A 24,201-nucleotide genomic window follows, 5' to 3' on the forward strand; every position below is an offset into this window, starting at 1 on the left:
CCCGACACCAGCGGAAACGCCACCCGTGCGGACCACACTCGCACCAGACCACCAACCCGACGGTCCAGATTCCTACCAGCGCGATTCCCTCGCACTCGCTGACCTGCGCCCTGATCCCGTACCTTCCCAGCTCCGTCGCCAGCGCTCGCGCTAGGGTCCCTGCTGGACTGTCCAGCTCCACCTGCGCCGTCACGCCTTCCTCCCGACCCCGCCTACGAAATCCACCTTCGTGGCGTCGCTCTGGGCCTGTGAATCGTCCGGGTCGGGACGCCACAGTGGCACCCGCACCAGCCCTGGTTCCAGCAGGTCCGTGCCCGCCGCGGTGAAGAATCGGCGGACCTGGTTGACGGTTCGCAACACGACGGGCGCGGACGCCCCGTCGTAGGCCTCCACCGCGCGCAGCGTCACCGGTGTCTCGATCACATGTGAGATGACCAGGCAGCTTCCTGGCCTGGTGTCCCGCATCAGCCGTTTCACGATCCTGTACGGATCCTCTGCGGCTGTGACGAAGTGCAGGCTCGCCACCAGCAGCACGCACACGGGCTCATCGAAGTCCAGATGCTCCGATGCGTCCGCAAGGATCCGTTCGGGGTCGCGTAGATCCCCGTCGAGCATCATCGTGCTGTCATCGGTCGCCAGTAGCGCCCGCCCATGCTGAAGCACGACCGTGTCGTAATCCACGTACACCGTTCGCGCGTCAGCGTGAACGCGCCGCGCTACCTCGTGCACGTTGTCTATCGCGGGCAGCCCGGCACCGAGGTCGAGGAACTGCCGCACACCATCCTTAGCGATTGAGCGCACCGCGCGACCCAGGAATGCCCGATTCGCCTGCGCGCACAACGCCGCGTGAGGATTCAGCCGCCGCGCCTTCTCGGCCGCGACCCGGTCCGCCTCGAAGTTGTCCTTGCCTCCGAGGTAGTAGTCGTACATACGCGCCACATTCGGCACATTCGGGTCAATCCCCGGCGGCGGCTGGCCATCATGCTGACGCTTGGACAGCGTGTCCAGCTCCGGCCAAGCACTGGACGCAGTCGATTCGCCCTGCTGGCGAGCATCTGTCGACGCCACATTGCCGTCGCCGTTGCCAGGTAGCGGAGACGAAGAGGGCGTGTGGTCGAGAATCGAGCGCGGCTCACTTCGCACTGGTCGCCGCCGTTCTCTTGCCGACGTTTGACCACGTGCTCTCCTGGTCGACCGACCAGTACACCAGAGCAACAGACGACCCGTCTGGTGTCCGTGGCCGCCCCTGAAGGCGGGATCCGCTATCGCCGGAAGCTGGCGCGCCGGACAATGCGGCTGAGGTGCTGAGCGCGGCGGCCGCGGCGCCCACCAGGGGCAACGCGTGTGGCCCTGCTACGGAAACCGGGGCTGGTCTACTCCGCATCATGCCGGATCTCCGATATCCAATGGGCTGCGTGCCGCTGCGGTGGCGGCGGTTACCCGTCCGGTGATGAAAAGGTGCGCGACGCTGGGTCTGGTCCACTGCGCAGCCGCACCGGCTCACGGCCGGAACACCCAAAGGGGAGATGGAGGTTCGGAGGGGCCGCGCCGACGGGCGCGCCGGGACCACCTGCCGCATCGGACGAGCGAGCTGCAGCTGGCGCCGGGCAGCGTTCCTGGCTCGCACCTGCGCGACGGTTGGATGCTCCCAACGGTGATGGGGGCGGTGGGTGAGGGACGCGTCGTTATGGGCGTAGGGGGCGCTTCCATACCTGGTGCGCCTCAGCGGCTTCAGAGGATGATCCGCGTGCCACCGAATCCGGATGGCTCTAGGCTTCTGCATGGATCGGACCTCCATCGTCCGGTCAAGGCCCCGGGTCCCCCGGTGTTCGTGCACCGGGCCGGGGCCGCTTAAGTTTGCGCAGGAAAATCACCGTGGAAGGCGGTGATCTGCCTACTTCGAACTCCATGCAATCGCCAGATCGGGCTACGGTGGTAGATGTTGCCCTGTTGCCCATTGGGCAACAGGCAACAGGGGTAAACGAGGGCAACATCGGTTCCGAGACGTGGGCGCGCAAATGACGACCTTCGGTGAGAAGATGCGAGCGCTGATGGCCGAGCGCGACGTCTCACTCCATACGCTGGCCAAGGCCACCCACTACAACGTCGGATACCTGTCCAAAATCGCCAACAATCACAAACGCCCGTCCATCCCACTGGCCCAGCGCCTGGACGCGGAACTGGATGCAGACGGCGACCTGGTGAAGTTGGTACTGCAGCGTACGGCTGTACCGCGCCGCGCAGGTGGCGAAAAAGCCGAGCTCTACGACAAACTTCGTGTGGGCAGTTCCCCGCCCCTGCCCATCCCGGCGGTAGACCCGATAGTGGAGCGACGAATTCAACGCCTTCCTGCCGGACATGCCGAGGAACTGCTTGCCCATCTGGGGGACCAGTGGCACATCCTGGTGCGCACCGATAACTTACTCGGCCCTCGTTACGCCCTTAGCGGGGTCTGCACGCAGCTCACTATCCTGACAGCGCTGCTTCGCCACATACGATCATCGCTGCGCGACAAAGCCCTCCTCCTCGCCGCGAAGTACGCCGAATCCGCCGCATGGTTGTATGAAGACGCCGGAGACCTGTCCGCCAGCCGCCTTTGGACAGGACATGCGATGGAATGGGCGCTGGAGGCCGGTGATCGGCCCATGGTCGCGTGGACGCTGTTCAGACGCAGCCAGCAGGCACTATCCGAAGGCAACGGCGCGCAGGTCGTCGGCCTGGCCGAAGCTGCTCGCCGAGAGCAGGGAAACGTCGCCGGTCCCATGCTGGCTGCGATTCTTCAACAGCACGCCCATGGATTGGCCTTGGACGGGGACGGGGCCGGATCTCACGCGATGATCGACCGCGCGCACGAGTGTGCAGTAGCTGACGATGCCGGAGACGCGAGATCCGGCCACGGCGCGTTCTGCACGCCCGCCTACGTGGAGATGCAGCGCGGTCGAGTCTGGCTCACCCTGGGGCGTCCCGGGCGGGCGGCGAACGCGTTCGAGTCCGCGATCATCGATCTGCCCGCGACTTATCAGCGGGACCGTGGCGTGGCACACGCTGGGTTGTCGATCGCCCTCGTCGCAAAGCGTCAGCCCGAGGCTGCCGCCCTTGCTGCTGGCCAAGCCCTGGCTATTGCTCAGGACAGCGGATCGACCAGAATCCTTTCCATGGTCACCTCGGTCGCGCCGAAGCTCTCGCGCCACGCTCACCTGGACCCGGTCGCCGAATTCTTGGCTGCCCTCACCACCACATCCGCTGTCTGATGGCATCCACGGTGGAGATCGCGGCGATGCGTCGCGCAATCGCCATATCGGCCTTCGGGCTCGGCACGACAAGCCCCAACCCACCTGTGGGCTGTGTGATCCTCGACGCGGACGGTCAGATGATCGGCGAGGGCTTTCACCGCCGCAAAGGCGAGGCACACGCCGAGGGCCATGCCTTGGCCGCAGCCGGCGCGGCGTCGTACGGCGGAACCGCTGTGGTGACCTTGGAACCCTGCAATCACGCAGGTCGTGCTCCGGCATGTCGCGGGCTGCTGATCGATGCCGGAATCGCGCGAGTGGTCGTCGCCTTGATCGACCCCACGTCGCGCGGCGAGGGCGGCGTGGCAGAACTCCGCCGGGCCGGGGTCGACGTGGAGACTGGCGTGCTGGCCGGCGAGGCGGAACTCGTACTGGGCTCCTGGCTGACTGCCCTTGGCAGAGGCATCCCGTCGGTCACCTGGGCCTACGTCCAGGACGCGGCTGGTCATCGCGCGATGCCGATAGCCGACCTGCAGCGCTTCGACGCCGTCCTGTACCCGGACGGGGGCCTGCAGGAAGGCACGCCAGGTGGTCACGGTGACACCTTCATGCTTCCGGGACAACTGCCGGCGGGCGATCCGGAGCACGTGCTGAGGACCCTCTATGCGAGCGGTGTCCGGTCGCTGCTCATGGTCGGTGACCAGCGACTCGCCGCACCCTGGGTTGCTGGCGGCGTGGTGGACGAGGTCGTGATCTACCTGCCTGGCCGTACCCCGTCCGCGGCTGCTGGCGAACCAGTCGCTCCTGCGGGTTTCTCCATCGCTGCCGTTCGACGCGCAGGCGATTACATGGTGGTCCAGACACGGCGTCACCACCGGTGAGCCGGTTGCGGACTCCGCAGCCGCGAAAGCTAGAAGGGTGACCAGTGGCAGATCGAGCTGTCGGTGCCGGCCCGCCGCATCCAGATCCATCCGACAGCGGCCGGGTCAGGCCGCGCCGAACAGCTCCAGGCACGCGGGGGTGAGACCCTCTACTGACAAGCCCGGCGCGCGGCGCAGCTCCCAAGCCGTGGCCTCCAGCAGCATGCAGTGCTCGACCGTGCGAACCCCGTCGCGGTCGTAGGCACGTCGACCGTTGGAGGTGTAGCCGAGCTTGCGCGATACGGCCTGGGAGGCGAGGTTGCCGTCCACGTACGAGGTGTGCGCCTCCAGCGCGCCCAGGCGGGCGAAAGCGAGCTCGAGGACGGCAGTGCGGGACTCTGTCCCGTACCCCTGCCCTTGGTGGCTGCGGGTGATCCATGAACCGGTCTCCACAACGCGGACGGTCGCGAAGTCGCTGGCCCACATGTTCTGCACGCCGATCGCGACGCCGCCCACGCGGATGGCCAGATGCAGGTCCCAGCTTTCCGGTCGCCAGTGGGCCAGGGCTCGCCAGTGCCGCTGCAGCAGGTGCCGCTCCCTGCCGGGTGACGGCTCGTACAGATAGGCCTTTTGGTAGCGGGGCTCGTCGGCGGGTTGGATGTCGCCGGACGCTTGGGCCAGCCTGAGCAGGTCCGGGGTGTCGGCGACGGCGAGCTCCAGCCGCGTGGTTCGTACGCGCAGCCCGAACAACGGCCACAGCCCAGCGAGGTCCTCACCCACGGCTCACCGTCCCCTCGGGGTCAGTGTGATCCAGCTCAGTTACTTTCCAGGGTGCCACAGGGCTGGGGCCTGGTTTCGGCCGCAGACGAAGAGGACGCCGCCGCCTGCAACGCGAATCTGCTGTTCACACCTAGCCGTGAGCTGCCGCGGCTCAAGATACGCAGGCGACGACAGCACCACGCCCACAACCTCGCTAATGGCGAGGACGTCCAACAGCGCGGTGAACGCGATTGACTGCTGGCCGCATACAGAGCTCACGCGTTCGGTACATACCGCCGCCAACAGCAGGCCGTGTCGACGACAGTAGTTGTCCATAACTGCGCGAAGGCCCATCGCCCCTCTGGCCGACACTCCGACAAGCCGGAGGGAACCGCATACGACACCGTGCAGGGTGCGCTGTTCGACAGGAGTCATGATGCGTCCCGAAGCGTCGTCGGAGTTTGACCTGGTGAGGGGTGCGTGCATCGATAATGCGGGTCTTGTTCCGGCCGGTGGAGAGGAGCGGTGTTGCAGTTGCGTTGCAGGTCCCTGCAGTTGGGCGCCTAAACGTGCTTCTATTCGGGTGTGGCGACGGTCGTGGAATGGACGGGCGCGGAAGCAACCGCGCTGCGCAAGGCATTGCGGTTACCCGTGCGCGCCTTCGCCTTGTTCGTAGGCGTATCTCAGCGCACGGTTTCCAATTGGGAAAGTATGGGGGCGCTCACCCACCCGAAACCCGATACAGAAGCCCTGCTTGACGTCGCTCTGCGTCAAGCGGACGAAGATGCGTACCGCCGGTTCAAATCGCTTCTGGCCGCCATGGGCCGGTCAGCGTCGCTGTCAGAAGACAGGATCGGCCGGGTGGCACCGGGGCACGGCCTGGTGTCGAGTGCTGCGCCGGGCAGCAGCGCGTCTGTCGGCGCCAGCGGAGGGCTGGACTTCCTTCCCTCTCGAGCTGCCATGCTGGACGCGGCCCAGACGTTGTGGGTGTGTGACCTCGACCAAGCGGATTGGTTGCGGTTCGACGAGGTGCCCGCGTCGATGCTCATGGCGCCGATGGGCCGCTGGCTCGTTGCTCTGCCGCCCGAACCAGCAAGACAGACGAGACACACCCGCCATGTCACTGCCGGTGATGTGGAAGCGGTGCGTGCGACGGTGAGAAGGTTCGAAACTCTTGATCATCGCTACGGGGGCGGGCACGCCCGCAAGGCGGCGGTGGCGTTCTTGCAGGGTGAGGTCGCGTCGTTGCTGCACTGAGGGGCCCACCAGATTCCGGACAGTCGGCTACATAAGCTGACAGAAGTCTGGAAGAGGTAGGTACGTGACGAGGCGTCGCAGGCAGTTCTCGCCGGAGTTCAAGGAAGAAGCCATCCGCATGGTGCTGGAGGGCGATCGGACAGTCGCGTCGGTGGCACGTGAGTTCGACATCAACGCCAGCACCCTGGGCAGTTGGGTGAACCGGCATCGGATCGCGAGCGCTCAGGACGAGCGGCAGCCGGTCTCCGGGCCGGAGCGGGCCCGGATCCGGGAGTTGGAGCGGGAGAACGCCGAGCTGCGCGAGAAGTTGATCTTCCTGAAAAAAGCGGCCGCCTTCTTCGCGGCAGAGACTCGATGACGCTCGCCAAGTACGAGCTCATCGACGCGGAGAAGGCTCACCATGCGATCGCCAGAATGTGTGTCTGGCTGGGCGTATCACGCTCGGGCTTCTACGAATGGCGCGAGCGGCCGGCCTCGGCCACCGCGCAACGCCGCGCGCTGCTGGCCGCTCTGATAGCCGAGGTCTTCGCCGGCTCGCACGAGACCTATGGCCACCGGCGGGTGCACGCCGCCTTGGCCCGTCGCGGTGAGCACTGCTCGGCCGAGTTGGTGCGCGCCCTGATGCGTGAGCAGGGCCTGACCCCGGCCCAGATACGGGCGTTCCGGCCGGCCACCACCATCCAGGGCGACTACCGCGGTATCCCCGACCTGGTCGGCCGCGACTTCACCGCCGAACGTCCGGGCATCAAGCTCGTCGGCGACATCACCTACATCCGCACCTGGGAGGGCTTCCTCTACCTGGCCACCGTCATCGATTGCCACAGCAAGGCGGTCCTGGGCTGGGCGATGGCCGATCACTACCGCACCGGCCTGATCAAGGACGCGATCCGGATGGCGGCCGATACCGGCCTGCTCCAGCCCGGCGCCGTGTTCCACACCGACCGCGGCTCGAACTACACCAGCGACGAGTTCGGCCGCTTCCTGACCAGCTTGCAGATCCGCCGCTCGGTTGGCCGCACCGGGGTCTGCTACGACAACGCGATGGCCGAATCGTTCTTCTCCGCGCTCAAGAACGAATGGCTGCACCGTTTCGTCTTCACCACCCGAGCCAAGGCGAGACGGCAGGTCATCCGCTACATCGAAGGGTTCTACAACCACCGGCGCCTGCACTCGGCACTGGGCTATCGGCCACCCTTCGAAGTTCTCAACGAGTCCCTTTCAACCCCAACGGCCGCATAGGCTACGCCCGCAAGGCGGCTGTCCGGAATCACCGTGGCCCCTCAGCACGGCTCGTACACCGACCGTGTGGGCCAGGACCTGTTCGCGGTGGCCGCCCAGTTGACGTACAAGACTGGTGCGATGGCGTACGACCTGGCCATGCACGGGATGGCCCGGCGATATTTCCTGCAGGCGCTCAACCTCGCGCATGCCGCCGGCGACCGGCCGCTGGGCGGCAAGGTGCTCGCCCTGGCATCCCACCAAGCCACCTTCGTTGGCGAGTATCAGGAGGCGGTCGACCTAGCCCGAGCTGCCCGTTTTGGCGCTGGCAGCAGAGCGACGCCGACCGTGCTCGCGATGTACTACGCGATGGAGGCCCGGGCGCTGGCCTGCCTCGGTGACCGGCGTGACTGCCTCGCCGCTTTGAGGGAGGCCGAGCGGGCATTCTCGCAGCGGCGCGAGGGAGAAGATCCCGACTGGATCGCCTATTTCGACGAGGCGGAATTCCATGACGAGTTCGGCCACTGCTTCGCGGCTCTACGGGACACAAACGAGGCGCTTGTCCACACTGGTCTTGCCCTCAGCGAGTCGAGTGCCACGTATCGCCGGTCACGGACGTTTTGCCGACTGATTCAAGCCAGTGTTCATGTCGGCTCGCGCCGACCCAGGAAGCACGACGTGGAGTTGGCGTGCTCAACGGCCGGCGAGCTGAAGTCGCGGCGAGTGCATACCTACGTTGAGCGGTTCAACGACCAGCTGGCCTCGTACACGGCTCTTCCGGTCGCCGCTGAATTCCGCCAGCAATGGCACGACGCCCTCGCCCTCGCGTAGCGCTCACATGGCGGAGCCGCAGGACGCCGCTCACGTTCGGCCCAGGCCACCCAAGACCGGTCAGGTCCCCGGCGTCCACGGGCGGCGGGGAGCGCTCGGGTTGCGCAGCGCCGCAATGCGATTGAGCACTTCGGGGATCAGCCGCGGTTCCCGGCCGGTGCGGCCTGCCAGCCACGTCGTCATTCGCAGCTGTCGCACACTCGCCAGCGTGGAGAAGCCGTCCCACTGCGCAATGTCCCAGCCGTAGGCTTCGGCGAAGGTGGCGTACTCCGCGTCGCTGTACCAGCCGACCAGGTGGTAGACCGCTGGCACGATGAGGTCCCACTCGACTGGCCCCACGGCGAACCGCTCCAGGTCCAGCATGACAGCGCGGCCGTCGGCGCCACGAACGAGGTTCTTGCGGTGCGGGTCGCCGTGAATGGCGCGCGGCGCATGAGCAAATGGAAGGTTGGCGTAGGCGGCCCGCAGCTCCTCCAGGCGGCCCATGAGAAAGCGCCTGTCCTGCTCATGGAGGCCAGCGGAGTCGCGGATGTGGGAATCCTGGCGGACGAACGGGTCAAATCTGGGCAGCAATCCGTCCGGTGGGGCGGGAAGCGCGTGCAGGCGCCGCAGCAGCGCGCCGATATCGGCTGGCCGCCCCTGCTGCGGGTCGGGGATCTCCTCCCAGAACGTGAGCACCCGGCCGTCACTCAGCACCGGCTGCTCCGCCACCATGGAAGACGGACGCACGGCAGGCAGATCATGCTCAGCGAGCCACGCGGCCACGCGAAGCTCCCGCTCGACCGATTCCAGTGCCGACATCCCCCAGGCCACCCGGGCGACGATGCGTTCGTTGGGAAGCCTGAAGACGCCGTTGTCGCCGACGGGGCCGAGCAAGGTGGCACCCGACCAGTTCAGTTCCTTCTGCTCGCATGCGAGCCGAAGAGCATGGAACGCGGCCGCCGCAGTGAAAGATGCGGCTTGGCCATCGGTCGTCATGGCTTGGGCCAAGGGGTGCTGGAGTTGGTCATCGCGTCAAGGATATGAGCGGGCCTACCGTTGGCCGCAGGGTGGTCGACCAGCAGGTACCGCAATCTGCATGCCCACACGTCTTTCTACCGGCAGACTGAATGTCACACCATGTCGCTTCCGTGCCGCTCGAAGCCATGGACGCCGCCGCCACTGGGTGATCCTGCGCCGGTTCCCTCGCCCGGGTGGGATGCCCTGGAGGCAGGAGCGGGTGCAGTAGTCGCCTCAACCGCTTCCAGCGATCACGCAACTCGGCGTTCTGCGGCAGCCACCCGTAGTAGCCGTTGTCGGGGGTGGGGATGGGGGCCATCAGGTGTCCTTTACTGGGGCCATCGTGGACGGAAGTCGTGCGGCCGTGGAACGACGTTGCCGCGTCGTCCCCACGGCCGCGCCGCGCCGGCACCGGGCCGGAGCCGGCGCGGCTGCCGTGGCTGGGCTGCGGGGCAAGCCACGGCCGGGATGGCTCCTAGATTGGGGCGTGCCTGGTCACGACTTGTGAGCGCGTGTCCAGGCTGCTCTCTATCACTGTCTCGCTCGTGCGCACGGCTGCGAGGAGGTCGCCCAGCAGCGGGGGCGGGATGGTGCCGAGCCCCAGCCCGGCGTCCCGTATGGCTGAGGTGAGTTCATGCTGCTCTGCCAGGCTGAGCATCGCATTGCCCTGCTTGTGGGCAAGGACTTCCCGCGCGGCATACCCGTCCGCCGTCGCGAGAACGTCGCTGATCAGGGACGTGAACACCCGGTCAGCAAAAGGCCGGTCGGTCACGGTGGCGAGGTCAAGCATGGTCAGACCGAGGCGCATACGGAAGACCAGCAGCCCCGGCGTCTGGCCGAGCTCGAGATAGTGGCGTTGGACCTTGGCGGCGGTGTCGCCGGTTGAGCGCCCGGCCGCACGGCTACACAGCAGGTCCAGGCACCCGGCCACCGCGTGTTCCCACGGCTGGAGGGGCTCACTGTCTGCGAGGAGCTTTAGGGCGGTGTCGGTACGCCCGTCGAGGCAGTGCGCGACGATGGTGGCCTGCCGGCCGTCCAGGAGCCGCTGACCGACACCGCGGTGCTGCCGTGCGTGGGCGACCGCTTGGTCCCACTGGTCCGCGCTGATGAGAGCCCGGATGCCTTCGCTCAGGAAGACGCTCCACAGCCACGTGCGGACCGTGTGGAGATCGGTGCCGGTCCGGGTGAGACCGTCGAATGGGAGGCGGTGGCCGTCGATGTCGGCTGTGCCGCCGTTGCTGACGGCGTGGAAAAGGTTGTCCAGCAGGAGGTAGGCGTGGGCGCCGTGGTGTTCGCGGATGGCCAGCCGGGCGAGGTTGACGAGCGGCTCCAGGGCGTAGCGTGCTTGGGGTGCGTCCAGTGGCCAGGCGGGCAGGTAGGCGGTGAAGTGCCGCCAGCATAGGGAGCGGGCCGTAGCGGTGTCGCCGCAGTCGCTCGCGATCAGCGCGGCCTTGTTCAGCGCCTCGGAGGCGAGGGTGAGGTGGCCGCGTTCGGTGCCGTGGGAGGCGGCGTCGCTGAGGTCGCGCAGTTCGGCGATGCGCGTCCGGAGGGGCAGGCACGCTGGGCGGGGGCGCGCGATCAGGGGGAAACGCTGCGCAGCCTGCTGCAGCAAGACGTTCATGATCTCTCGCTTTCCTCGGCTTCGAGGGCGGCCGTGGGGTCGCATCCGAACACGACCTGTTGGGCGGTGTGGGCTAGGACGGCCTGGGTGGTGTAGGGCATGCCGAGCCGGTTCCAGGCGAAGATGATGTGGTGGGCGAGGACAGCGCGCAGGCCGCGGTGCAGCACCCCTTCGGCTGACAGGCGGGATAGATCCCGGCCGGCGGTGGCGAACGCTGCTGACCATTCCGCGGCGAATGCCATGGGCGCGCCGTCGCGTAACAGCGGGTTGGCGTCCACGCTCATCAACCGCCGTAGTCCGGCCTCCAGCGTGAGCCGCCGCTGCGGGGGGATCGGGTCGGTGAGCTCGCGGTGGTCGGCCACCCGCGCCCACACGTCGCCCTGCTCGTACCAGTCCAACCCGGCCGAGCGCAGCAATGTCGTGCACAGCAGGATCGACAGTTCGCGGCGGCGCTCAATACCTGGCGAGTAGGTGAGGTGGTGGAGCAGGTGGCGGCTGTCGAGGTGGAAGAGGTCGTGAGCACACCACATCGCTTCGGCGCCGCCGAATGCGTGCGTTTCGGGTTCGTAGATAGCCTCGGTCGCGGCGTCGATGTGGCCGTGCCGGATGAGGTCGTCCAGGTGGCGTCGGAGGTGTGCCTGCGTTCGGCCGCTGCTGGGCGCGTAGCGGATGCGCCAGCAGGGCGTCTTGCGCATGAAGAACCAAGCGGTGACGAGCCGTTCGTCTTCGGCTGCGCCCAGCAGTGGAGCGAGGTGGGTCACGGCGGTGTGCTCGGCCTTAGCCCAGTCGGGGAAGGCGAGGTTGACTTGCCGCCACGGGCAGGTGTCCATGAAGGTTGTCTCCGGTGGTCAGGCCAGCAGCAGGAAGGTGTCCCAGCGCGACGCGGGGGCGATGCCGGTGCCGATGGTGTGCAGGGCGAGCGCGGCCCCGGCGGCGCCATCGAGGAGTTCGGGTTCGGGCATGCGCCGGGAAATCTGCGTGGTCAGCCGGTTGGCCACGGTGGGGAGTTCGGCACCGATCTGGGAGGTGTGGGCGTCGGCGGCCATCCACCAGGCGGATTGGAGCAGCCCGGCCGTTCCGTGGCACAAACCGATCTCCGGGAGCCGATCGAGCTGCGTAGGATCGCGCAGTGTCGCCAGCATGGCGGACTCGGCGCTCTGCTTGCGTGCGGCGTCGCCGAGCGCCATGCCCGCCAGTTGCTGGGCACGCGCGGTGCCGCTGATCCCGTAGCACCACGACGGCCGAGGGCGCTGCGACGGGTCGATGCGCTGTTCGCGTACCTGGTCAAGGGTGATGGATCCAGGCCACCACGGGCCCGAGCCGTCCTGCCGCCACTCATCGGTCCAGGTGCAGATGGCTTCGATCGCTTCGATCGCGCCGGGCACCGGCACGTTCCGGATGACGGCCAGAGACAGCAAGGCCAGAACGGAGCCGATGCCGTGAGAGAGCCCCAGGTTGCCGTGCCCGCCCGGGAAGTCCGGACTCGGCTCGCCGTTGGGTGAGACATTCGTCCACCACGGGGGAAGCCCACCGCCGCCTGCGGGTAGCGGTTCGGCCAGGCGCACCAGGTAGGACAGCACGTCGTGGGTGATCTGGTGATCCGGGTGGCGTCTGAGGTGGTAGGCGCCCAGTCCGGCCAGCCCGCGGATCAGATCGAATTCCCTCATTTCGGGCCGTTCGCCGCGGTCGATGCGGGCATGAGCTGCGGCCAGCCGTGTGCGGGTCAGCGTCGTGACCGCGTCGTCCAGGCGGGCCAGGGCGCCCCGATATCGGCCCGAGTCGCCGGCGGCCGCGTACGTAACGAAGGCCAAGGCGGGAGCGCCGAAGAACAGACCGGCATTGGCAGCCGCCGTCAACGCGCCGGAGGCGGCCACCGTCAGCCAGGCGTGCGCGGTGCCGGGGTCGCCATGGCCGGAGCGGGCGCGTTCGATGTGCAGGAGGGCGATGCCAGCTGCGCCGCCCACCAGCGATTGCGGCCAGGCCCGCCCCTTGCCGGGCGGTTCGGCGGCCCATGGCTGGGGGTCGGCCAACGCCGTGGCGATGGACCCGGCTACGGCCAGCGCGTTCGGCTGCGGCTCGTTCATGGGCTGCTCCTTCTAGGGCGGGCGGTCCAGCTCAAGGCGGCGGCGCGGGCCAGGTGCAGGCATGCCCGCTCTCCGGCCAGCGAGGGTCCGGCCATGCGGGCGTGGTGCAGGTGCAGCAGATCAGGCAGCACGCCCGCCGGGGGCAGCGTGCCTGCCTCTTCCAGCGTGCGGCGGTAGGCGGCCAGCGTCTGCCGTCGCCGCGCCCAGGAGGAGAGGATCTGCTCGCCTGCCTGGTGTGCGGCCAGCGCGTTGTGATCGTCCGGGCTGGCCAGGCTGACGGCCTGGTCGTAGATGGCCCGGTCGGGCCGGGAGGCGTCGGTGCGGGTGTGGCCGATCAGCCAGCGCATCGCTGTGCCGGTGTCCCCGAGGAAGGCGGTGGCGGTGTCGAGCAGGCTGGCGGCGGTCAGGGCGTGCAGGTTGGGGCCGCCGGGGGTGGCGATCGCGGTCAACTGGGTGAGGACCGTGGCTGAGTCGGCGGCGAAGTATGCCTCGGCCGCGTTCATGGCGGCGGGGCCGCCGAATCGGCTCGTCTCCGGGAAGTAGGTGTCCCATTGCACGTGCGCTGTCAGTCCGGCCTGGCGTACCTGCACGCTCCAGGTGGTGACTTGGCCGGCGGCGTCGGCGAACGCGCTCGCGGGCACGGTGAGGCGGATGCGGAGGTGGTGGTTGGGGTCGTGGTAGCGCAGGAACCACCACCGCGCTTCGGCGTCGAGCGCATCAGTCAGGCGCGGCAGGTGGCGGGTGAGGATGGCGTCGTGGCGGTCGGGGTGGCCGTACAGCTTGAGCGACAGCCGCCCGTGTTGGCCGGGCAGGTGGCCGTGGTCGCGGGACGTCACCTCGCGCGGGAGCCGGGGCGGTTCGGTGGGTCGGCCGGTCGCGGCGAGCGGGATCACGATCTCGTGCGCGCGTCCGCCGATCCACCCGGCCGCGCCGGCGTCGGGCGCGAGGCGCAGCACGGCCGTCTCGGCGCGATCCACCTGGGCGCGCAGCAGGGCGCGGTGCGCGGGCTCGTTGAGGTTGAGCCGGATGTGCTGGTCGCCGCCGCCGAGGCAGACCGTCTCCGGCAGCGCCACCAGCTCCCGCCAGACGGTGAGGGCGGTGTCCCATTCCTCCCAGTCGGCCGAGGGCGCGGGCAGGTCGGCGGCGGTGAGCCGCCAGCGGGCGGGCGAGATGATCGTGCGCCGATAGCGCAGCGCGGGAACGAACGGCAGCGCGGCTGCGGGACCCCAGTCGAAGCCGGCGCACGGGACGCGCAGCGCGTTCGGCGCTTCGAGGAGGAAACGCGCCAGCGGGTGGGTGTGCCGGACCGGGTTCACGGCGTTGAGGATCACGGGCTGGACGGTGCGGCGGCGCGAGCGTGACACCAGGGAGATGCCGTGCTGGTCGGCGGTGACGGCGAGGTCATCCAGCGCGAGCAGCTGCGTGCCGCCGGTGGGGTGGTCGCCGACCGGGAGAACGTGCGTCAGCACCTGCGGGGCGCGGGCGACGTTGTCCGTGCTGGTGTACGGCGCGGGCGCCGACACCTGGACGGCGAGCGCGTCCTGGGCGCTCGTGGGCAGGCTCGTGTATATGGTGCTCATCCGCTGCCGGTGCTCGTCGTCGAACAGGTCCAGGAACCGGCCGGTGGTGGTGCCCGCTGCGCGTGACACCCCGGCCACGACGAGCGTGAACCGGCCCTCGGCCAACGCCTGGGCGGTGGGCGCATCGACTCGTACCGTCACTTCGGTGGTGGGCTGAACCGGCGCGCCGGGGGCCACCCCGCCGAGGTCGGCGATCATGTCGTCATCGAGCAGAATCTCGCGCTGGCCGCGCATCGCGGCGTTGTGCGCCAGCACCAGCAGTTTGCGGTCGCGGTCGGTCACCGTCTCGGCCCGGGACGCGTGGGTGCCGTCGTATCCGGCCGGGTAGCCGAGCCCGGTGTCGGCGTCGACGGCGTCCATCAGCGGGACGAGGGCGTGCGGTCCGTAGCGGTCCAGGAATCGTTCATGCCAGGCGATCCAGCCGGTGTTGAGCGCGGGGCGCCGGGCTAAGCGGGCGAGCGCGGTTGCTGCTGTGGCGGCCTCGGCCGCCACGGTGGCGGGCACCGTCACCTCCCCGTCCAGGTGCAGGTCGATGGTCAGCGGCGGGTGCGTGGTGCGGTGGATGGCTGCCATCGCGGCGGCCGCGCGGGCGCGATGCTCGCCCGCCACGGCGACGGGTGCGCGGTCGTGCTGGGCGAGTTCGTCCGCGATGGCGTGCAGGCCCTTCGCGATCGCGGCCACCTGGCGGATGTCGCGCGCGTTGGCGGCGTCCAGTTCCCGCAGGAGGTGCCCGAGCGGATCGGTGGTTGTCATAGGTGGGCGCAGGCTGGTGAGCAGGAGACGCTGGGCCACCAGCGCGGCCACGAGCGCGTCGATGGTGCTTTCGGGAGTCTGGGGGGATGCGGCGGACAGCAGGGCCATCAGGTCCGTGACGGGGAGGGGATCACGCGCCAGCCGGAGCACTGTCCGGACAGGGCCTGTGGCGCGCACGCTCACCTCCTCCGGCGCACCGCCCGCCACGGCGCTGGCACGATGGGCGAGTACCAGGCGGCCGTCCCGCTCGAACGCCAGCCCATTGGCTACCACGCTCAAGCGTCGCCGGAGCGCCTTGTCACCTTCCAGCCACTGGACGACCGCGGCGAGCCATTCCGCCGTGACGCGGGCTACTGGGCGGTGCGCGTCGCCGATATGCACCGCCGGGACGCCGGTTCCGGCGGCGATGCGAGCCGGTGCCACTCCGGCGAACAGGCCGAACGGTGTCGCACGGCTGGTGGCGCGCAGGAGGTAGCGCATCACGGCGAGCACCGCCCGGCGCGCGGCCGGGTCGGGTATCTGCCGTCCGTCGCAGATGTCGCGCACCTGCCGAGCCAGGCTCGGGCTGGACTGCTCCACGGCCGCCGCGAACCCCGGCGTCTGCCACGTGCGAGCCAGCCAGGCCCGCCAGGAGACGGGGCCCGCTTCTGGACCGGTCAGATCAGGCCACGATGCGACCGGCTGGACCTGCTGGTCTGGCGGCCACGCGGGGGCGCGTAACACCGCGGCGTCGAGATAGTGGTACATCGGGCGCTCCCGTAGCTGAGGGGCGTGCCCGGCCGGCCGGTGAGCTGCGCCGGCCGGGCGCTCAGGTCAGGCGTCGGATGTCAGCAGGCGCGCGGCGGCACCCGGGCGGCGCCTACGGGCAACTCGTGCACGCGGTCGCGCACGTGGAGTTGCAGCCGTCGTCGGTCGGGCGGATGAGCTGCTCGGCGGCCAGGGTGTCTTCGACGATAGACACGTCCAGGTCGGCGCTCCAGTCGTCCGTGCCCCAGCCTCCGGCATCCTGTTCGACAAGCTGTGTGACGGCCATGGATGAACCTCCTTCGATGATGGTGGGTGGGGTTCCCCGGTGCCTCCTGAGGATCGTCCAGACCCCAGGGGCCCCGGTGGTCTACTGCCAGGCGATGGCGACAACGCCGTGCCGCTTGGCGATGACCCCGCTGGAGGGGGCCGGCGCGCTGACGGCATTGGGGATGTACCTGAAGGACGCGGCACCGCGGCGGTGGTGCTTGGCCGCCCACTGGCGCAGCAGCTCCACGTACCGGGCGGCGACCTCCTCGGCCGAGGGTCCGTGCGCGTAAACGCCGCTCTCGAATCCGCCCGTCTGGTCGTTCGCACGCCTGGTCCGGTAAGCGAAGCTGTCGCCGCTGATCAGGACGGGCACGCCCAACGCGGTGGAGGGCGCGAGCAGGTCCTGGTCGATGCGCTTCTGCTCCGCGTACAGCATGACCATGTCCGGGTCGTTAGTGAGCAGGAACAGCGCCACTTCGTCGGGCATGTCGAACGCGGCCCCGGACCAGCGGGCGATCCTCGGCAGGTGCAACGCCCGGCGCAACGCCTCTGCGTCGACCTTGAGGTCCTCGTCGTCGAGGCGCACCACCACCCCGTCGTCGACCACGATGTTCCGCTCGGTGTGGGAGCCGTCCCCCTGGAAGGGCACGAAGACACACAAGCCGTAGTCGCGGCTGATCAGACCACCCTTGCCGTCACGGTCGAACGTGATCCAGCGGGTCACTCCTTTGATCCGAAGCGGGACGATGATCCGACCGGCGGGGCTGAGCTGTTCCAGCCACGCGGGCGGGATGTCCCAGCTCCCCGCTGTAACGATGATCCGATCAAAGGGCGCCGCCATGGGGACGCCCTGCTCCGCGTCGGCCAGCACCACGTCCACCTGGTCGTAGCCGGCCTCGTGGAGGAAGGCACCAGCGCGCTCCACGATGTCGGGGTCGATGTCCATCGTGGTGACGCGTCCCTTGTCGCCCACGAGCTCGGCCAGCAAGGCGGCGTTGTAGCCGCCACTGCCTATTTCGAGGACCCGCATGCCGGGTTCGACCGCGGCCTGTTCCAGCATGGTGGCCTGGAGGTGAGCGGCGGACACCGAGCTGAGAGTCATACCGTTGTCGTCGCGCTTGACGATGGGCGCGCTGTCCACGGCGTAGGCGACCTCCAGCGGCTCGCCTGGCGTAAACACGTGGCGCGGCACGACAGCCATGGCTGCCGCCACAGACTCGGACTGGATTACGCTCGTGTCCCAAAGTTCGCGCACCATGGCGGCGCGCAACGCGGTGGCGTCCTGGACGTCGTTGTCGGTGGTCACCGATAGGTCCCCTCTTCTTGATCGTGGTGGGCAACTGGTCGATAGTGGCTGTTGGCGGGCAATCCTGGGGGGTAGCCTCGCCGGCCTTTCACTGGTCAATGGGCGCGTATTGTTCCGGTGCTTCCCCGCGATGGTCCTCGCTGCGGTGTTTGTGCTCGAGGGCGATGTAGGCGGTGGCGGCCTTGCGGTACACGCCGCGGCTGGTCTCCTCGTAGCGGCCGGCCCTGGAGTAGCGCAGCACGAAGTATTCGCCTCCTTCAGACGCCAGCTCGACGGCGCCGCAGCACGAGGTACGACTGATTCGGAGGGTCCCGCCGTGCGACTCGTACGGGACCCATGTGAAAGTGGGCGCCTCCTCCTCAGCCCGGGTGGGCGTCTGCTCAACTGGTTGCGGTTGGTGGCTCGCCATGGTCCGCTCTCTCCGCGCACGTCTCACTGTCTGGTGCTGAGGGCAGAGCCGTAACCGGAGGACACATCGCGGTGAGGGGTGCGTGCATTGATGATGCAAGCCTTGCCCCGGCACGAGGAGAGGAGCGGTGCTGCAGTTCCGTTGCAGGTCTCTGCAACTCCGCTTCGCCGTTGGCCACCCCGATGCGTGCGGGTGAGGATGTTCGGGGAGAGGGCCGCAGGAGGTGGGCAAGGGGCTTTGTGGCAGCGCGGGCCAGGAGGGAATGGGTTTCCACGGCCGGTAAAACCCGCGCCGTGGTGCATGGCCGGCAAGAGGGGCACGGCCCCTATCCGCGGGCCGGGCCGCGCCGAGACGTGGTACGGCAGCCCCGGCTGCGCGCGGGGCCGCCAGCTCGGCCATGTCCCGTCTGATCATCCGGCCGCTCTCCACTGTGGGCCGGAAGGCGCTTCCCGGGGAGCGTCGGTGGGGTTGGCGCGGGTGAGCCTCATCTGGGCCTTCCACTGCGCCTGGATCGCGTCGCCCATGAGGCGCAGCAACTCCTCTGGGTGCTCAGCCTCGACACTGATCCCGCCCCGCGCGCAGGGGCCTTCGTAGAAGGCGACGAGGGAGCGGCCGTAGCGGGAGTACATTAGCCACCAGTCGGGAAGGCGATGCTGGAGGCTCTCCACGCACCTTCTCCCTGCCTCGTCAGCGGCGGCGTCGCTCTCGTTGACCAAGATCATGGGTTTCTCCGGATGGAACATCGAAAGGCGCGCAGGCCGGCCTCGGCCAGGACGACAGGAATATCTGGGCGATTGGCGGTTATCGTGCGGACGGCATGTGGTCCGGCGACGACGCAGCACGCGAGTGCGGAAGCGGCGCGGCAGCAGTCGCCCGGCGAAGGGCACCGCGAACGAGGAGCAGACGCGCCCCGATCGCGCCTATCTGTTCTCGGCGTCGGGCAGCGACACGCTTCTTGCCCAGATGGCCGGCGGTCGGCAAGACCACTCCGTAAGCGCCGGACAAGGTGAGGACGTCCAAGAGTCCCACGAACGCCGGGTCGTCACCGGGCCTACCTTCACGATCCGTGAAGATGCCGCAGAGCTGCAGTTCGTGCCGCTCGCAGTATTGGGCCAGCGTCACCGTGAGAGCAGCGTGCCGCTCGGGTGTCGAGCGGTGCAGCCGTAGGTAGCCGTAGACGATCGGGCTGTCTACTTCCTGTTGTTCGGTGAGTGTCCACAAGGTAGTCGTCCTAACCGTGGCTACGGCCTACTGGTCTGCTCTTCGAGCATGGCGAGCCGTGGCCCGGTTGGATACGACCGGCTGTAGCACTTGCGTTGCACTTGCGTAGGCCCTCAGCGCCTACGCGTGCTTCCATGGCCGTGGAAGGGAGCAGCGTCGTGACGACCGTGCATGAGTGGACGGGCCTGGAAGCCCATGCACTGCGTCTTGCCCTGCGGATGAGTGTCCGCATTTTCGCCAGGCATCTCGGCGTGGCCCCCCGCACTATCGCGAAGTGGGACCACCTGGGCGTCGCTACCCGGCCGCGCCCGGACACCCAGGCGATCCTGGACACCGCGCTCGCCCGCGCGGACGCGGCGGCCCACTTGCGGTTCGAGACCCTGCTGCTGGAACTGGGCCAGAGCGCTGGCCAGGGCGTTCGAGTCACTCGGGTAGGGCCGCGGGCCTGGGACTACGAGACGTGGACCGATGACCTTGACAGGGCGGTCGTGGCCCTCAGCCGCCAGAGCTTCAGTTTCGCGGCCGACCTGCTGAACAGATGGCTCACCCTCTACGATCCGCACGCTCTGGATGACAAGGGCTTGTACCTGTTCGCCCGATCAACGACGTTGCTCGGCGACCTCCAGCGCGATCAGGGTGCCGTCGCCGGCCCGTTGTCCGCGCGCCGCTCCTACCTCAACGCACGGTCCATCTACGGCCAGCTCGACATCCCTCGCCGTATCGCCCAGCTCGACCTTTCCCTGGCGGTGGTCGCCGAGATGTCGGGTCGATTGGACGAGGCCGCCAAGGAGTATGAGGCGCTGGCGGTGGATGACCGGCTCTCACTACGCGACCGGACGCGAGCTCGGCTGTGGGTCGGGACCGCCCTGAGTAAGAGCGACAAGAACGACTACGCCGCGCGCCTGATGACGACCGCCATCCGCGAATTCGAGAGCCTCGGCGAACCCGAGGACTGGTCCGTCGCGCACCAGAAACTCGCTCTGGCCCACCGCGGCACCGGGAACCTCTCGGAGGCGCTACGCCTGATCGACCTCGCCCGCGCCACCGCCGTCACCGATGCGCCCATGCAGCGGGTCCGCCTAGAGACGGCCTACGGGCACATCCTGCTTTCGGACCGGGCCACCGTGGATGATGGGCTGATGATCCTCGACCGTGCCGCACGCGAGGCCGCGCAGCACGGGCTCGCGCACCAACTGCGCAGCATCGAGGGCATCCAGCAGACCATCCAGGGGGAGATCCGTCTCCCTCTACCACGGCGATCAGGAGCAGCCGAGTGAGTCTCAAGCAGCAGGTCATCACCGACGAGCAGTGGCGTCATGCCCGCACCATCTGGGACTACCACCAGATGCACCACGACCTGCGCCCGTGTGACGTGGCCATCGGCCTCGGCAGCCACGACCTCGGGGTTGCGCGCGCGGCGGCCGAGCTGTACCAGGCCGGATGGTTCCCGCTGCTCGTCTTCTCAGGCGCCACCAGCCCCACCACCGCAGCCCGCTTCCCCCGAGGCGAGGCCGTCCACTACCGCGAGCACGCGCTCGAGCTCGGCGTGCCCAACGAGGCGATCCTGCTGGAGCCGAACGCCACCAACACCGGCCAGAACATCGCGCTGGCCCGCCAGGTGCTGGCCGACGCGGGTATCCAGCCCGGTTCGGTGCTCCTGATCTCCAAGCCGTACATGGAGCGCCGGGCGTACGCCACGGCGCGGAAGGTGTGGCCCGAGGTCGAAGTGGTGTGCACCTCTGAGCCGCTTGAGCTGGACGACTATGTCAGCTCGATCGGCGATCCGAAGTTGGTTATCGACATGCTGGTCGGCGACCTTCAGCGCGTGATCGAGTACCCCAAGCTCGGCTACGCGATCGAGCAGTCCGTCCCAGGAGAGGTCCATGACGCCTACCAGGCTCTTCTCCGCGCCGGATTCGACAGCAGGCTTCTGTCGTCCTGACCCGCCGTACGGCGAGGTGTGCGCCATTCACCAGCCCAACCTCTTTCCCCGGCTGGCGACCCTGGCCAAGTTGTTCACCGCCGATTACTGGATCGTCCTGGACGACGTGCAGTTCGCCCGCAGGGACTACCAGCACCGCACCCGCCTCGCCCCGCTTGGCGGCTCAGGACAGCCCCAGTGGCTGTCGATCGCCACCCATCTGCCACACGGCCGCTCGACCTCCATCCGCGGCGCACGCCTGGCCGATGCCGCCCGCTGCCGACGCCGCGTCACCCAACTCCTCGCCGACCACTACCGGCACAGCGCGTACTGGCCGCCGTTCAAGCGGCGGCTTGAACCTATGCTCGCCGCGTTTGAGAGCACGGACCGGCTGGCGGACGTGACGGAGCTGTCCACACGCCTGCTGCTGGAGGAAGTCGGGTGGCAGGGGCAGATCCTGCACAGCAGTGATCTGCTCGCACGTGGTGAACGGTCGCAGCGCCTGGCCGACCTGGCCTGGCTGACAGGCGCCACGACCTACCTGTGCGGGACAGGGGGCATGCAGTACCTGGATCCGGCCGCCTTCCTGGCCCACTCGATCGAGGTCCTTCCGTTTCAGCCCCCCACGTCGGGGGTCTGGACATCCGCCCGAGAGGTGAGCGCCGTACACGCCTTGATGCTCGCCGGCCCGCATGGTCTGCTGCAGGAACTGGCAGCGCTGAGGCGCCGGACCCTTGCCGTTGAAGGGCTCGTACAGCACCGGACCTGGTTCTGAGCCGGACCTTGACACTGACGGCATCGCGTATTGAACTGTGGCGAGTTTGGTCGCATCGTCTGAAGTCAGGGAACCACTGGCCGTCCCAGGGGTCGTAGAATCCGAACCGATTCAGATAGAACTCGGCCCACTTGTCTTCGTCTTCTTGTTCGCCGTGCCCTTGCTCGATGACCAGACCGAAGAGCACTCCACCGAATACATGCTGCAACGGCCGGATGGCGATGTCGGTGTATGCCCGCTCAGGCAGCGTCTCGAGTGTTCGGCCATCCAGGCCTGCGCCTGGGCCAGGACCGAGTCAGCGGCGTTGGGGCGGTGTTGCTGTTCCGCCACGTCCCGGTGCACCAGATGGTGGACTCGACGTGCCGACCATGAAGATCGAATCGGTGCAGCCGGACCACGCCATGACCGTGCCGCCCCCGAGAGCGCGGACCAGCAGCGGCAACGGCGCATCGACCCGCTCGACGCTTCGGCCCGGCGCAAGTCCGAGGCCAAGTCGAAAGCCGGCCGTCAAGGACGGCGCCGCGACCTTTCAGGCCATGCAGCGCGAAGCCTGGTGTGTCGCACTCCTTCCTGTACGGGTACGAGATCCTGCGGCAACGTAGCAAGCAACTCCGCCAGCGCTCCACACTGCCGTGGGCAGTCGCGATCGTCGGCGTGGATGCCGACATCCGCGCGTCTGCGGACAACGTAGTACTCGCATTGACCGCGGAGATCACCCGGCTAAGGCCGCACACCGGCGGCGTGGCAGAACTCCGCCGGGCACTGGAGCAGGCTCACGGTGAGAACCTGATCCTTCGTCGGGAACTGGCGTATCGCGGCTGGAGCGGATCACCGCCTAGTTCATGATGCTTGCGATGATCATGCTCGTAACCAAACAGAATCCACCTTCTGTCCGGTATCAGGCAGGCGCAGCCGCTCAACAGCCGCCAGAAGTTATTGTTAGAAGTGATTGTGCTGTCTCAATAGACCTGCTCGTTGTCTCAATCGACTGGTTGAGTTCAGAGCTTGTCTCACTTGATCTACTCGGCGGCGTCCGCTCCCGAAGGTGGGTCGGGTTTCGCATCTCATTCAATCTGCTCTGTGATCATGGTTGTCTCACGCGATCTGCTCGGCTGGACGGCTCGTCTCACTAGATCTGCTCTGTCGCGCGGATCTCCTCTGGCGTGGTGATCATTTAGGCGCTATGGTCTGCGATCAAGGTTTCCTTGATCACATTCATGGTGGGGCAATGAGCCGGTTGGCGACGGCGACTGCGGCTGTTGGCGGGTCTCTGTTTGAGGTCACCATTGTGGGAGCTGGGCGCGAACTGACCCGCGGGCCGCTCTCCTCGTTGTGGGATATGCCCTTTGAGCAGGCGAAACCAGCCCGATCATTTCCGTCGTTCAAGGGGCAGAAGAACTTCGCAGGTTTGTGGTGGTCGGCGACGAGTGGCACCCATGTCGGCTATGAGTCCTGGGTGGAGCGCGACGTGGCGATGGTGCTGGACTTCCGGCCCGAGGTGGTGGCGTTCTCTTCGCAGCCGTTCTGGTTGCACTGGCCAGGCGGGAAACGGGAGCGGCGGCACGCTCCGGACTACTTCGCCCGGCTGAGCGACGGTGGCGGGCTGGTGATCGACGTTCGCCCTGATGATCTCATCGGCCCCGAGGACGCGGAGGTCTTCGAAGCCACGGCCCGAGCGTGTGAGGAAGTCGGTTGGCGGTATGAGCGCGTCGGTGGTCTCTCCGCTGTTCTGAGAGCGAATCTGCGCTGGCTGTCGGGCTATCGGCATGCGAGGTGCTTTCATGCGGATATCGCGGGGAAGCTCATGGAGGTCTTTGGCGAGCCTCGGCGGCTGTTTGCTGGGGCCGAGGACGTGGGTGACCGCCTGGCGGTCCTGCCGGTGCTGTTTCACCTGATGTGGTGGCAGAAGTTGATCGCCGAGTTGAGTACGGCGGCGCTGTCCCCCGACACGGTCGTGTGCGTGGCGAGGGGGGCGCTGCGATGAGTACGGCCAAGCCAGAGGCGTTACGGGTGAGCGATCGAGTGACCTTCGATGGGAGGGCGCAGACGGTCGTTGGCCTGTCGGGCACTGTGGTGCGGTTGGCTGACGAGCACGGCCAGGTCAGCGTGGTCCAGCTGGTTCACTTGCTGGCTTCGGACGGATTTGAACATCTGGGAAAGTCCTCCCCTGCACCGCGACTGCCTGCGGGAATGCTCAACGGCCTGCCGGAAGAGGTCGTGGATCGGACGATGTGGTGGCATCAGCACGTCGTCGAGGTGTTGACCGGTCTGTGAACGATCTCGTTATTGAGCAGGGCTGCGTTCACGTAATTGACCAGGTCCCGGTCTGCGTTCTGTTCTATCCCGCGTTCGTCGTGCTGGGG

The 24,201-nt window shown here is 67.9% G+C and carries 23 protein-coding genes; 11 read left to right on the plus strand and 12 right to left on the minus strand.

Annotated elements, in window-relative coordinates:
- Positions 1-189: 189 nt before the first annotated feature.
- The gene (locus tag ACWDRB_RS61195; RefSeq protein ID WP_449911022.1) at positions 190-1,008 is read right to left on the minus strand and encodes an SAM-dependent methyltransferase; all 819 of its coding nucleotides are present in this window, start codon (positions 1,006-1,008) and stop codon (positions 190-192) included.
- A 1,010-nt stretch (positions 1,009-2,018) separates the two neighbouring features.
- Between ACWDRB_RS61195 and ACWDRB_RS61200 the strand changes: the two genes are divergently transcribed.
- Entirely contained in the window at positions 2,019-3,251 is a 1,233-nt protein-coding gene (locus ACWDRB_RS61200) for a helix-turn-helix domain-containing protein (RefSeq protein WP_449910979.1), read from the plus strand.
- On the plus strand, positions 3,251-4,111 hold the full coding sequence (ribD, locus tag ACWDRB_RS61205; protein ID WP_449910981.1) for a bifunctional diaminohydroxyphosphoribosylaminopyrimidine deaminase/5-amino-6-(5-phosphoribosylamino)uracil reductase RibD: 861 nt from the start codon (positions 3,251-3,253) through the stop codon (positions 4,109-4,111). Before ACWDRB_RS61200 ends, ribD begins: the two co-directional genes overlap by 1 nt.
- Before the next feature lie 105 nt (positions 4,112-4,216).
- On the opposite strand, the gene ACWDRB_RS61210 is transcribed toward ribD, so the two are convergent.
- The gene (locus tag ACWDRB_RS61210) at positions 4,217-4,870 is read right to left on the minus strand and encodes a GNAT family N-acetyltransferase (protein WP_449910983.1); all 654 of its coding nucleotides are present in this window, start codon (positions 4,868-4,870) and stop codon (positions 4,217-4,219) included.
- 564 nt (positions 4,871-5,434) lie between these two features.
- Here ACWDRB_RS61210 and ACWDRB_RS61215 point away from each other — a divergent pair.
- From ACWDRB_RS61215 to ACWDRB_RS61225, 3 genes are all read left to right on the plus strand, one after another.
- On the plus strand, positions 5,435-6,106 hold the full coding sequence (locus ACWDRB_RS61215; protein ID WP_449910985.1) for a helix-turn-helix domain-containing protein: 672 nt from the start codon (positions 5,435-5,437) through the stop codon (positions 6,104-6,106).
- Between the two features lie 64 nt (positions 6,107-6,170).
- Positions 6,171-7,345 (plus strand): IS3 family transposase gene (locus tag ACWDRB_RS61220; protein ID WP_449910987.1). Its coding sequence is split into 2 segments (ribosomal slippage): positions 6,171-6,432 and positions 6,432-7,345, totalling 1,176 coding nucleotides; the frame shifts between segments, so codons are not numbered across the junction.
- Between the two features lie 66 nt (positions 7,346-7,411).
- Positions 7,412-8,155 carry a hypothetical protein gene (locus tag ACWDRB_RS61225; RefSeq protein WP_449910989.1) on the plus strand — a complete coding sequence of 248 codons (744 nt, stop codon included), beginning with the start codon at positions 7,412-7,414 and terminating at the stop codon, positions 8,153-8,155.
- A 60-nt stretch (positions 8,156-8,215) separates the two neighbouring features.
- On the opposite strand, the gene ACWDRB_RS61230 is transcribed toward ACWDRB_RS61225, so the two are convergent.
- From ACWDRB_RS61230 to ACWDRB_RS61275, 10 genes are all read right to left on the minus strand, one after another.
- Positions 8,216-9,133: a phosphotransferase family protein gene (locus ACWDRB_RS61230; RefSeq protein ID WP_449910991.1), complete on the minus strand. Its 918-nt coding sequence runs from the start codon at positions 9,131-9,133 to the stop codon at positions 8,216-8,218.
- A gap of 496 nt (positions 9,134-9,629) precedes the next feature.
- Positions 9,630-10,775, minus strand: a complete 1,146-nt coding sequence (locus ACWDRB_RS61235) for a hypothetical protein (RefSeq protein ID WP_449910992.1) — start codon at positions 10,773-10,775, stop codon at positions 9,630-9,632.
- Positions 10,772-11,605, minus strand: a complete 834-nt coding sequence (locus ACWDRB_RS61240) for a thiopeptide-type bacteriocin biosynthesis protein (protein ID WP_449910994.1) — start codon at positions 11,603-11,605, stop codon at positions 10,772-10,774. Before ACWDRB_RS61240 ends, ACWDRB_RS61235 begins: the two co-directional genes overlap by 4 nt.
- A gap of 18 nt (positions 11,606-11,623) precedes the next feature.
- Positions 11,624-12,859: a lanthionine synthetase C family protein gene (locus tag ACWDRB_RS61245; RefSeq protein ID WP_449910996.1), complete on the minus strand. Its 1,236-nt coding sequence runs from the start codon at positions 12,857-12,859 to the stop codon at positions 11,624-11,626.
- Positions 12,856-15,939: a lantibiotic dehydratase gene (locus tag ACWDRB_RS61250; RefSeq protein ID WP_449910998.1), complete on the minus strand. Its 3,084-nt coding sequence runs from the start codon at positions 15,937-15,939 to the stop codon at positions 12,856-12,858. Before ACWDRB_RS61250 ends, ACWDRB_RS61245 begins: the two co-directional genes overlap by 4 nt.
- A gap of 112 nt (positions 15,940-16,051) precedes the next feature.
- Positions 16,052-16,225: an FxLD family lanthipeptide gene (locus ACWDRB_RS61255; protein ID WP_449910999.1), complete on the minus strand. Its 174-nt coding sequence runs from the start codon at positions 16,223-16,225 to the stop codon at positions 16,052-16,054.
- An 81-nt stretch (positions 16,226-16,306) separates the two neighbouring features.
- Positions 16,307-17,512 carry a methyltransferase, FxLD system gene (fxlM, locus tag ACWDRB_RS61260; protein ID WP_449911001.1) on the minus strand — a complete coding sequence of 402 codons (1,206 nt, stop codon included), beginning with the start codon at positions 17,510-17,512 and terminating at the stop codon, positions 16,307-16,309.
- An 88-nt stretch (positions 17,513-17,600) separates the two neighbouring features.
- Positions 17,601-17,753, minus strand: a complete 153-nt coding sequence (locus tag ACWDRB_RS61265) for a hypothetical protein (RefSeq protein WP_449911003.1) — start codon at positions 17,751-17,753, stop codon at positions 17,601-17,603.
- Between the two features lie 578 nt (positions 17,754-18,331).
- Positions 18,332-18,643, minus strand: coding sequence for a hypothetical protein (locus ACWDRB_RS61270; protein WP_449911005.1), 312 nt, complete (start codon positions 18,641-18,643; stop codon positions 18,332-18,334).
- Positions 18,644-18,722: 79 nt separating this feature from the next.
- The gene (locus ACWDRB_RS61275; RefSeq protein WP_449911006.1) at positions 18,723-19,142 is read right to left on the minus strand and encodes a hypothetical protein; all 420 of its coding nucleotides are present in this window, start codon (positions 19,140-19,142) and stop codon (positions 18,723-18,725) included.
- A 158-nt stretch (positions 19,143-19,300) separates the two neighbouring features.
- Here ACWDRB_RS61275 and ACWDRB_RS61280 point away from each other — a divergent pair, with 158 nt between their 5' ends.
- From ACWDRB_RS61280 to ACWDRB_RS61305, 6 genes are all read left to right on the plus strand, one after another.
- Positions 19,301-20,419 carry a hypothetical protein gene (locus ACWDRB_RS61280; RefSeq protein WP_449911008.1) on the plus strand — a complete coding sequence of 373 codons (1,119 nt, stop codon included), beginning with the start codon at positions 19,301-19,303 and terminating at the stop codon, positions 20,417-20,419.
- Positions 20,416-21,084: a YdcF family protein gene (locus tag ACWDRB_RS61285; RefSeq protein ID WP_449911010.1), complete on the plus strand. Its 669-nt coding sequence runs from the start codon at positions 20,416-20,418 to the stop codon at positions 21,082-21,084. Before ACWDRB_RS61280 ends, ACWDRB_RS61285 begins: the two co-directional genes overlap by 4 nt.
- The gene (locus ACWDRB_RS61290) at positions 21,026-21,838 is read left to right on the plus strand and encodes a WbqC family protein (RefSeq protein ID WP_449911012.1); all 813 of its coding nucleotides are present in this window, start codon (positions 21,026-21,028) and stop codon (positions 21,836-21,838) included. Before ACWDRB_RS61285 ends, ACWDRB_RS61290 begins: the two co-directional genes overlap by 59 nt.
- 555 nt (positions 21,839-22,393) lie before the next feature.
- A complete protein-coding gene (locus ACWDRB_RS61295; protein ID WP_449911014.1) occupies positions 22,394-22,684 on the plus strand; it encodes a hypothetical protein in 291 nt (96 codons plus the stop codon).
- A 382-nt stretch (positions 22,685-23,066) separates the two neighbouring features.
- The gene (locus ACWDRB_RS61300; RefSeq protein ID WP_449911016.1) at positions 23,067-23,822 is read left to right on the plus strand and encodes a TnsA-like heteromeric transposase endonuclease subunit; all 756 of its coding nucleotides are present in this window, start codon (positions 23,067-23,069) and stop codon (positions 23,820-23,822) included.
- Positions 23,819-24,112, plus strand: a complete 294-nt coding sequence (locus ACWDRB_RS61305) for a hypothetical protein (RefSeq protein ID WP_449911018.1) — start codon at positions 23,819-23,821, stop codon at positions 24,110-24,112. Before ACWDRB_RS61300 ends, ACWDRB_RS61305 begins: the two co-directional genes overlap by 4 nt.
- Positions 24,113-24,201 lie beyond the last annotated feature (89 nt).

The organism is Nonomuraea sp. NPDC003707, assembly GCF_053587055.1.

What these genes read in the sequence shown, in the direction of transcription:
- ACWDRB_RS61200 (WP_449910979.1), top strand. Translation starts at nt 2,019, where the DNA reads ATGACGACCTTCGGTGAGAAGATGCGAGCGCTGATGGCCGAGCGCGAC.
- ribD (WP_449910981.1), top strand. Translation starts at nt 3,251, where the DNA reads ATGGCATCCACGGTGGAGATCGCGGCGATGCGTCGCGCAATCGCCATA.
- ACWDRB_RS61230 (WP_449910991.1), bottom strand. Translation starts at nt 9,133, where the DNA reads ATGACGACCGATGGCCAAGCCGCATCTTTCACTGCGGCGGCCGCGTTC.
- ACWDRB_RS61235 (WP_449910992.1), bottom strand. Translation starts at nt 10,775, where the DNA reads ATGAACGTCTTGCTGCAGCAGGCTGCGCAGCGTTTCCCCCTGATCGCG.
- ACWDRB_RS61240 (WP_449910994.1), bottom strand. Translation starts at nt 11,605, where the DNA reads ATGGACACCTGCCCGTGGCGGCAAGTCAACCTCGCCTTCCCCGACTGG.
- ACWDRB_RS61245 (WP_449910996.1), bottom strand. Translation starts at nt 12,859, where the DNA reads ATGAACGAGCCGCAGCCGAACGCGCTGGCCGTAGCCGGGTCCATCGCC.
- ACWDRB_RS61250 (WP_449910998.1), bottom strand. Translation starts at nt 15,939, where the DNA reads ATGTACCACTATCTCGACGCCGCGGTGTTACGCGCCCCCGCGTGGCCG.
- ACWDRB_RS61255 (WP_449910999.1), bottom strand. Translation starts at nt 16,225, where the DNA reads ATGGCCGTCACACAGCTTGTCGAACAGGATGCCGGAGGCTGGGGCACG.
- ACWDRB_RS61270 (WP_449911005.1), bottom strand. Translation starts at nt 18,643, where the DNA reads ATGATCTTGGTCAACGAGAGCGACGCCGCCGCTGACGAGGCAGGGAGA.
- ACWDRB_RS61290 (WP_449911012.1), top strand. Translation starts at nt 21,026, where the DNA reads ATGACGCCTACCAGGCTCTTCTCCGCGCCGGATTCGACAGCAGGCTTC.
- ACWDRB_RS61300 (WP_449911016.1), top strand. Translation starts at nt 23,067, where the DNA reads ATGAGCCGGTTGGCGACGGCGACTGCGGCTGTTGGCGGGTCTCTGTTT.
- ACWDRB_RS61305 (WP_449911018.1), top strand. Translation starts at nt 23,819, where the DNA reads ATGAGTACGGCCAAGCCAGAGGCGTTACGGGTGAGCGATCGAGTGACC.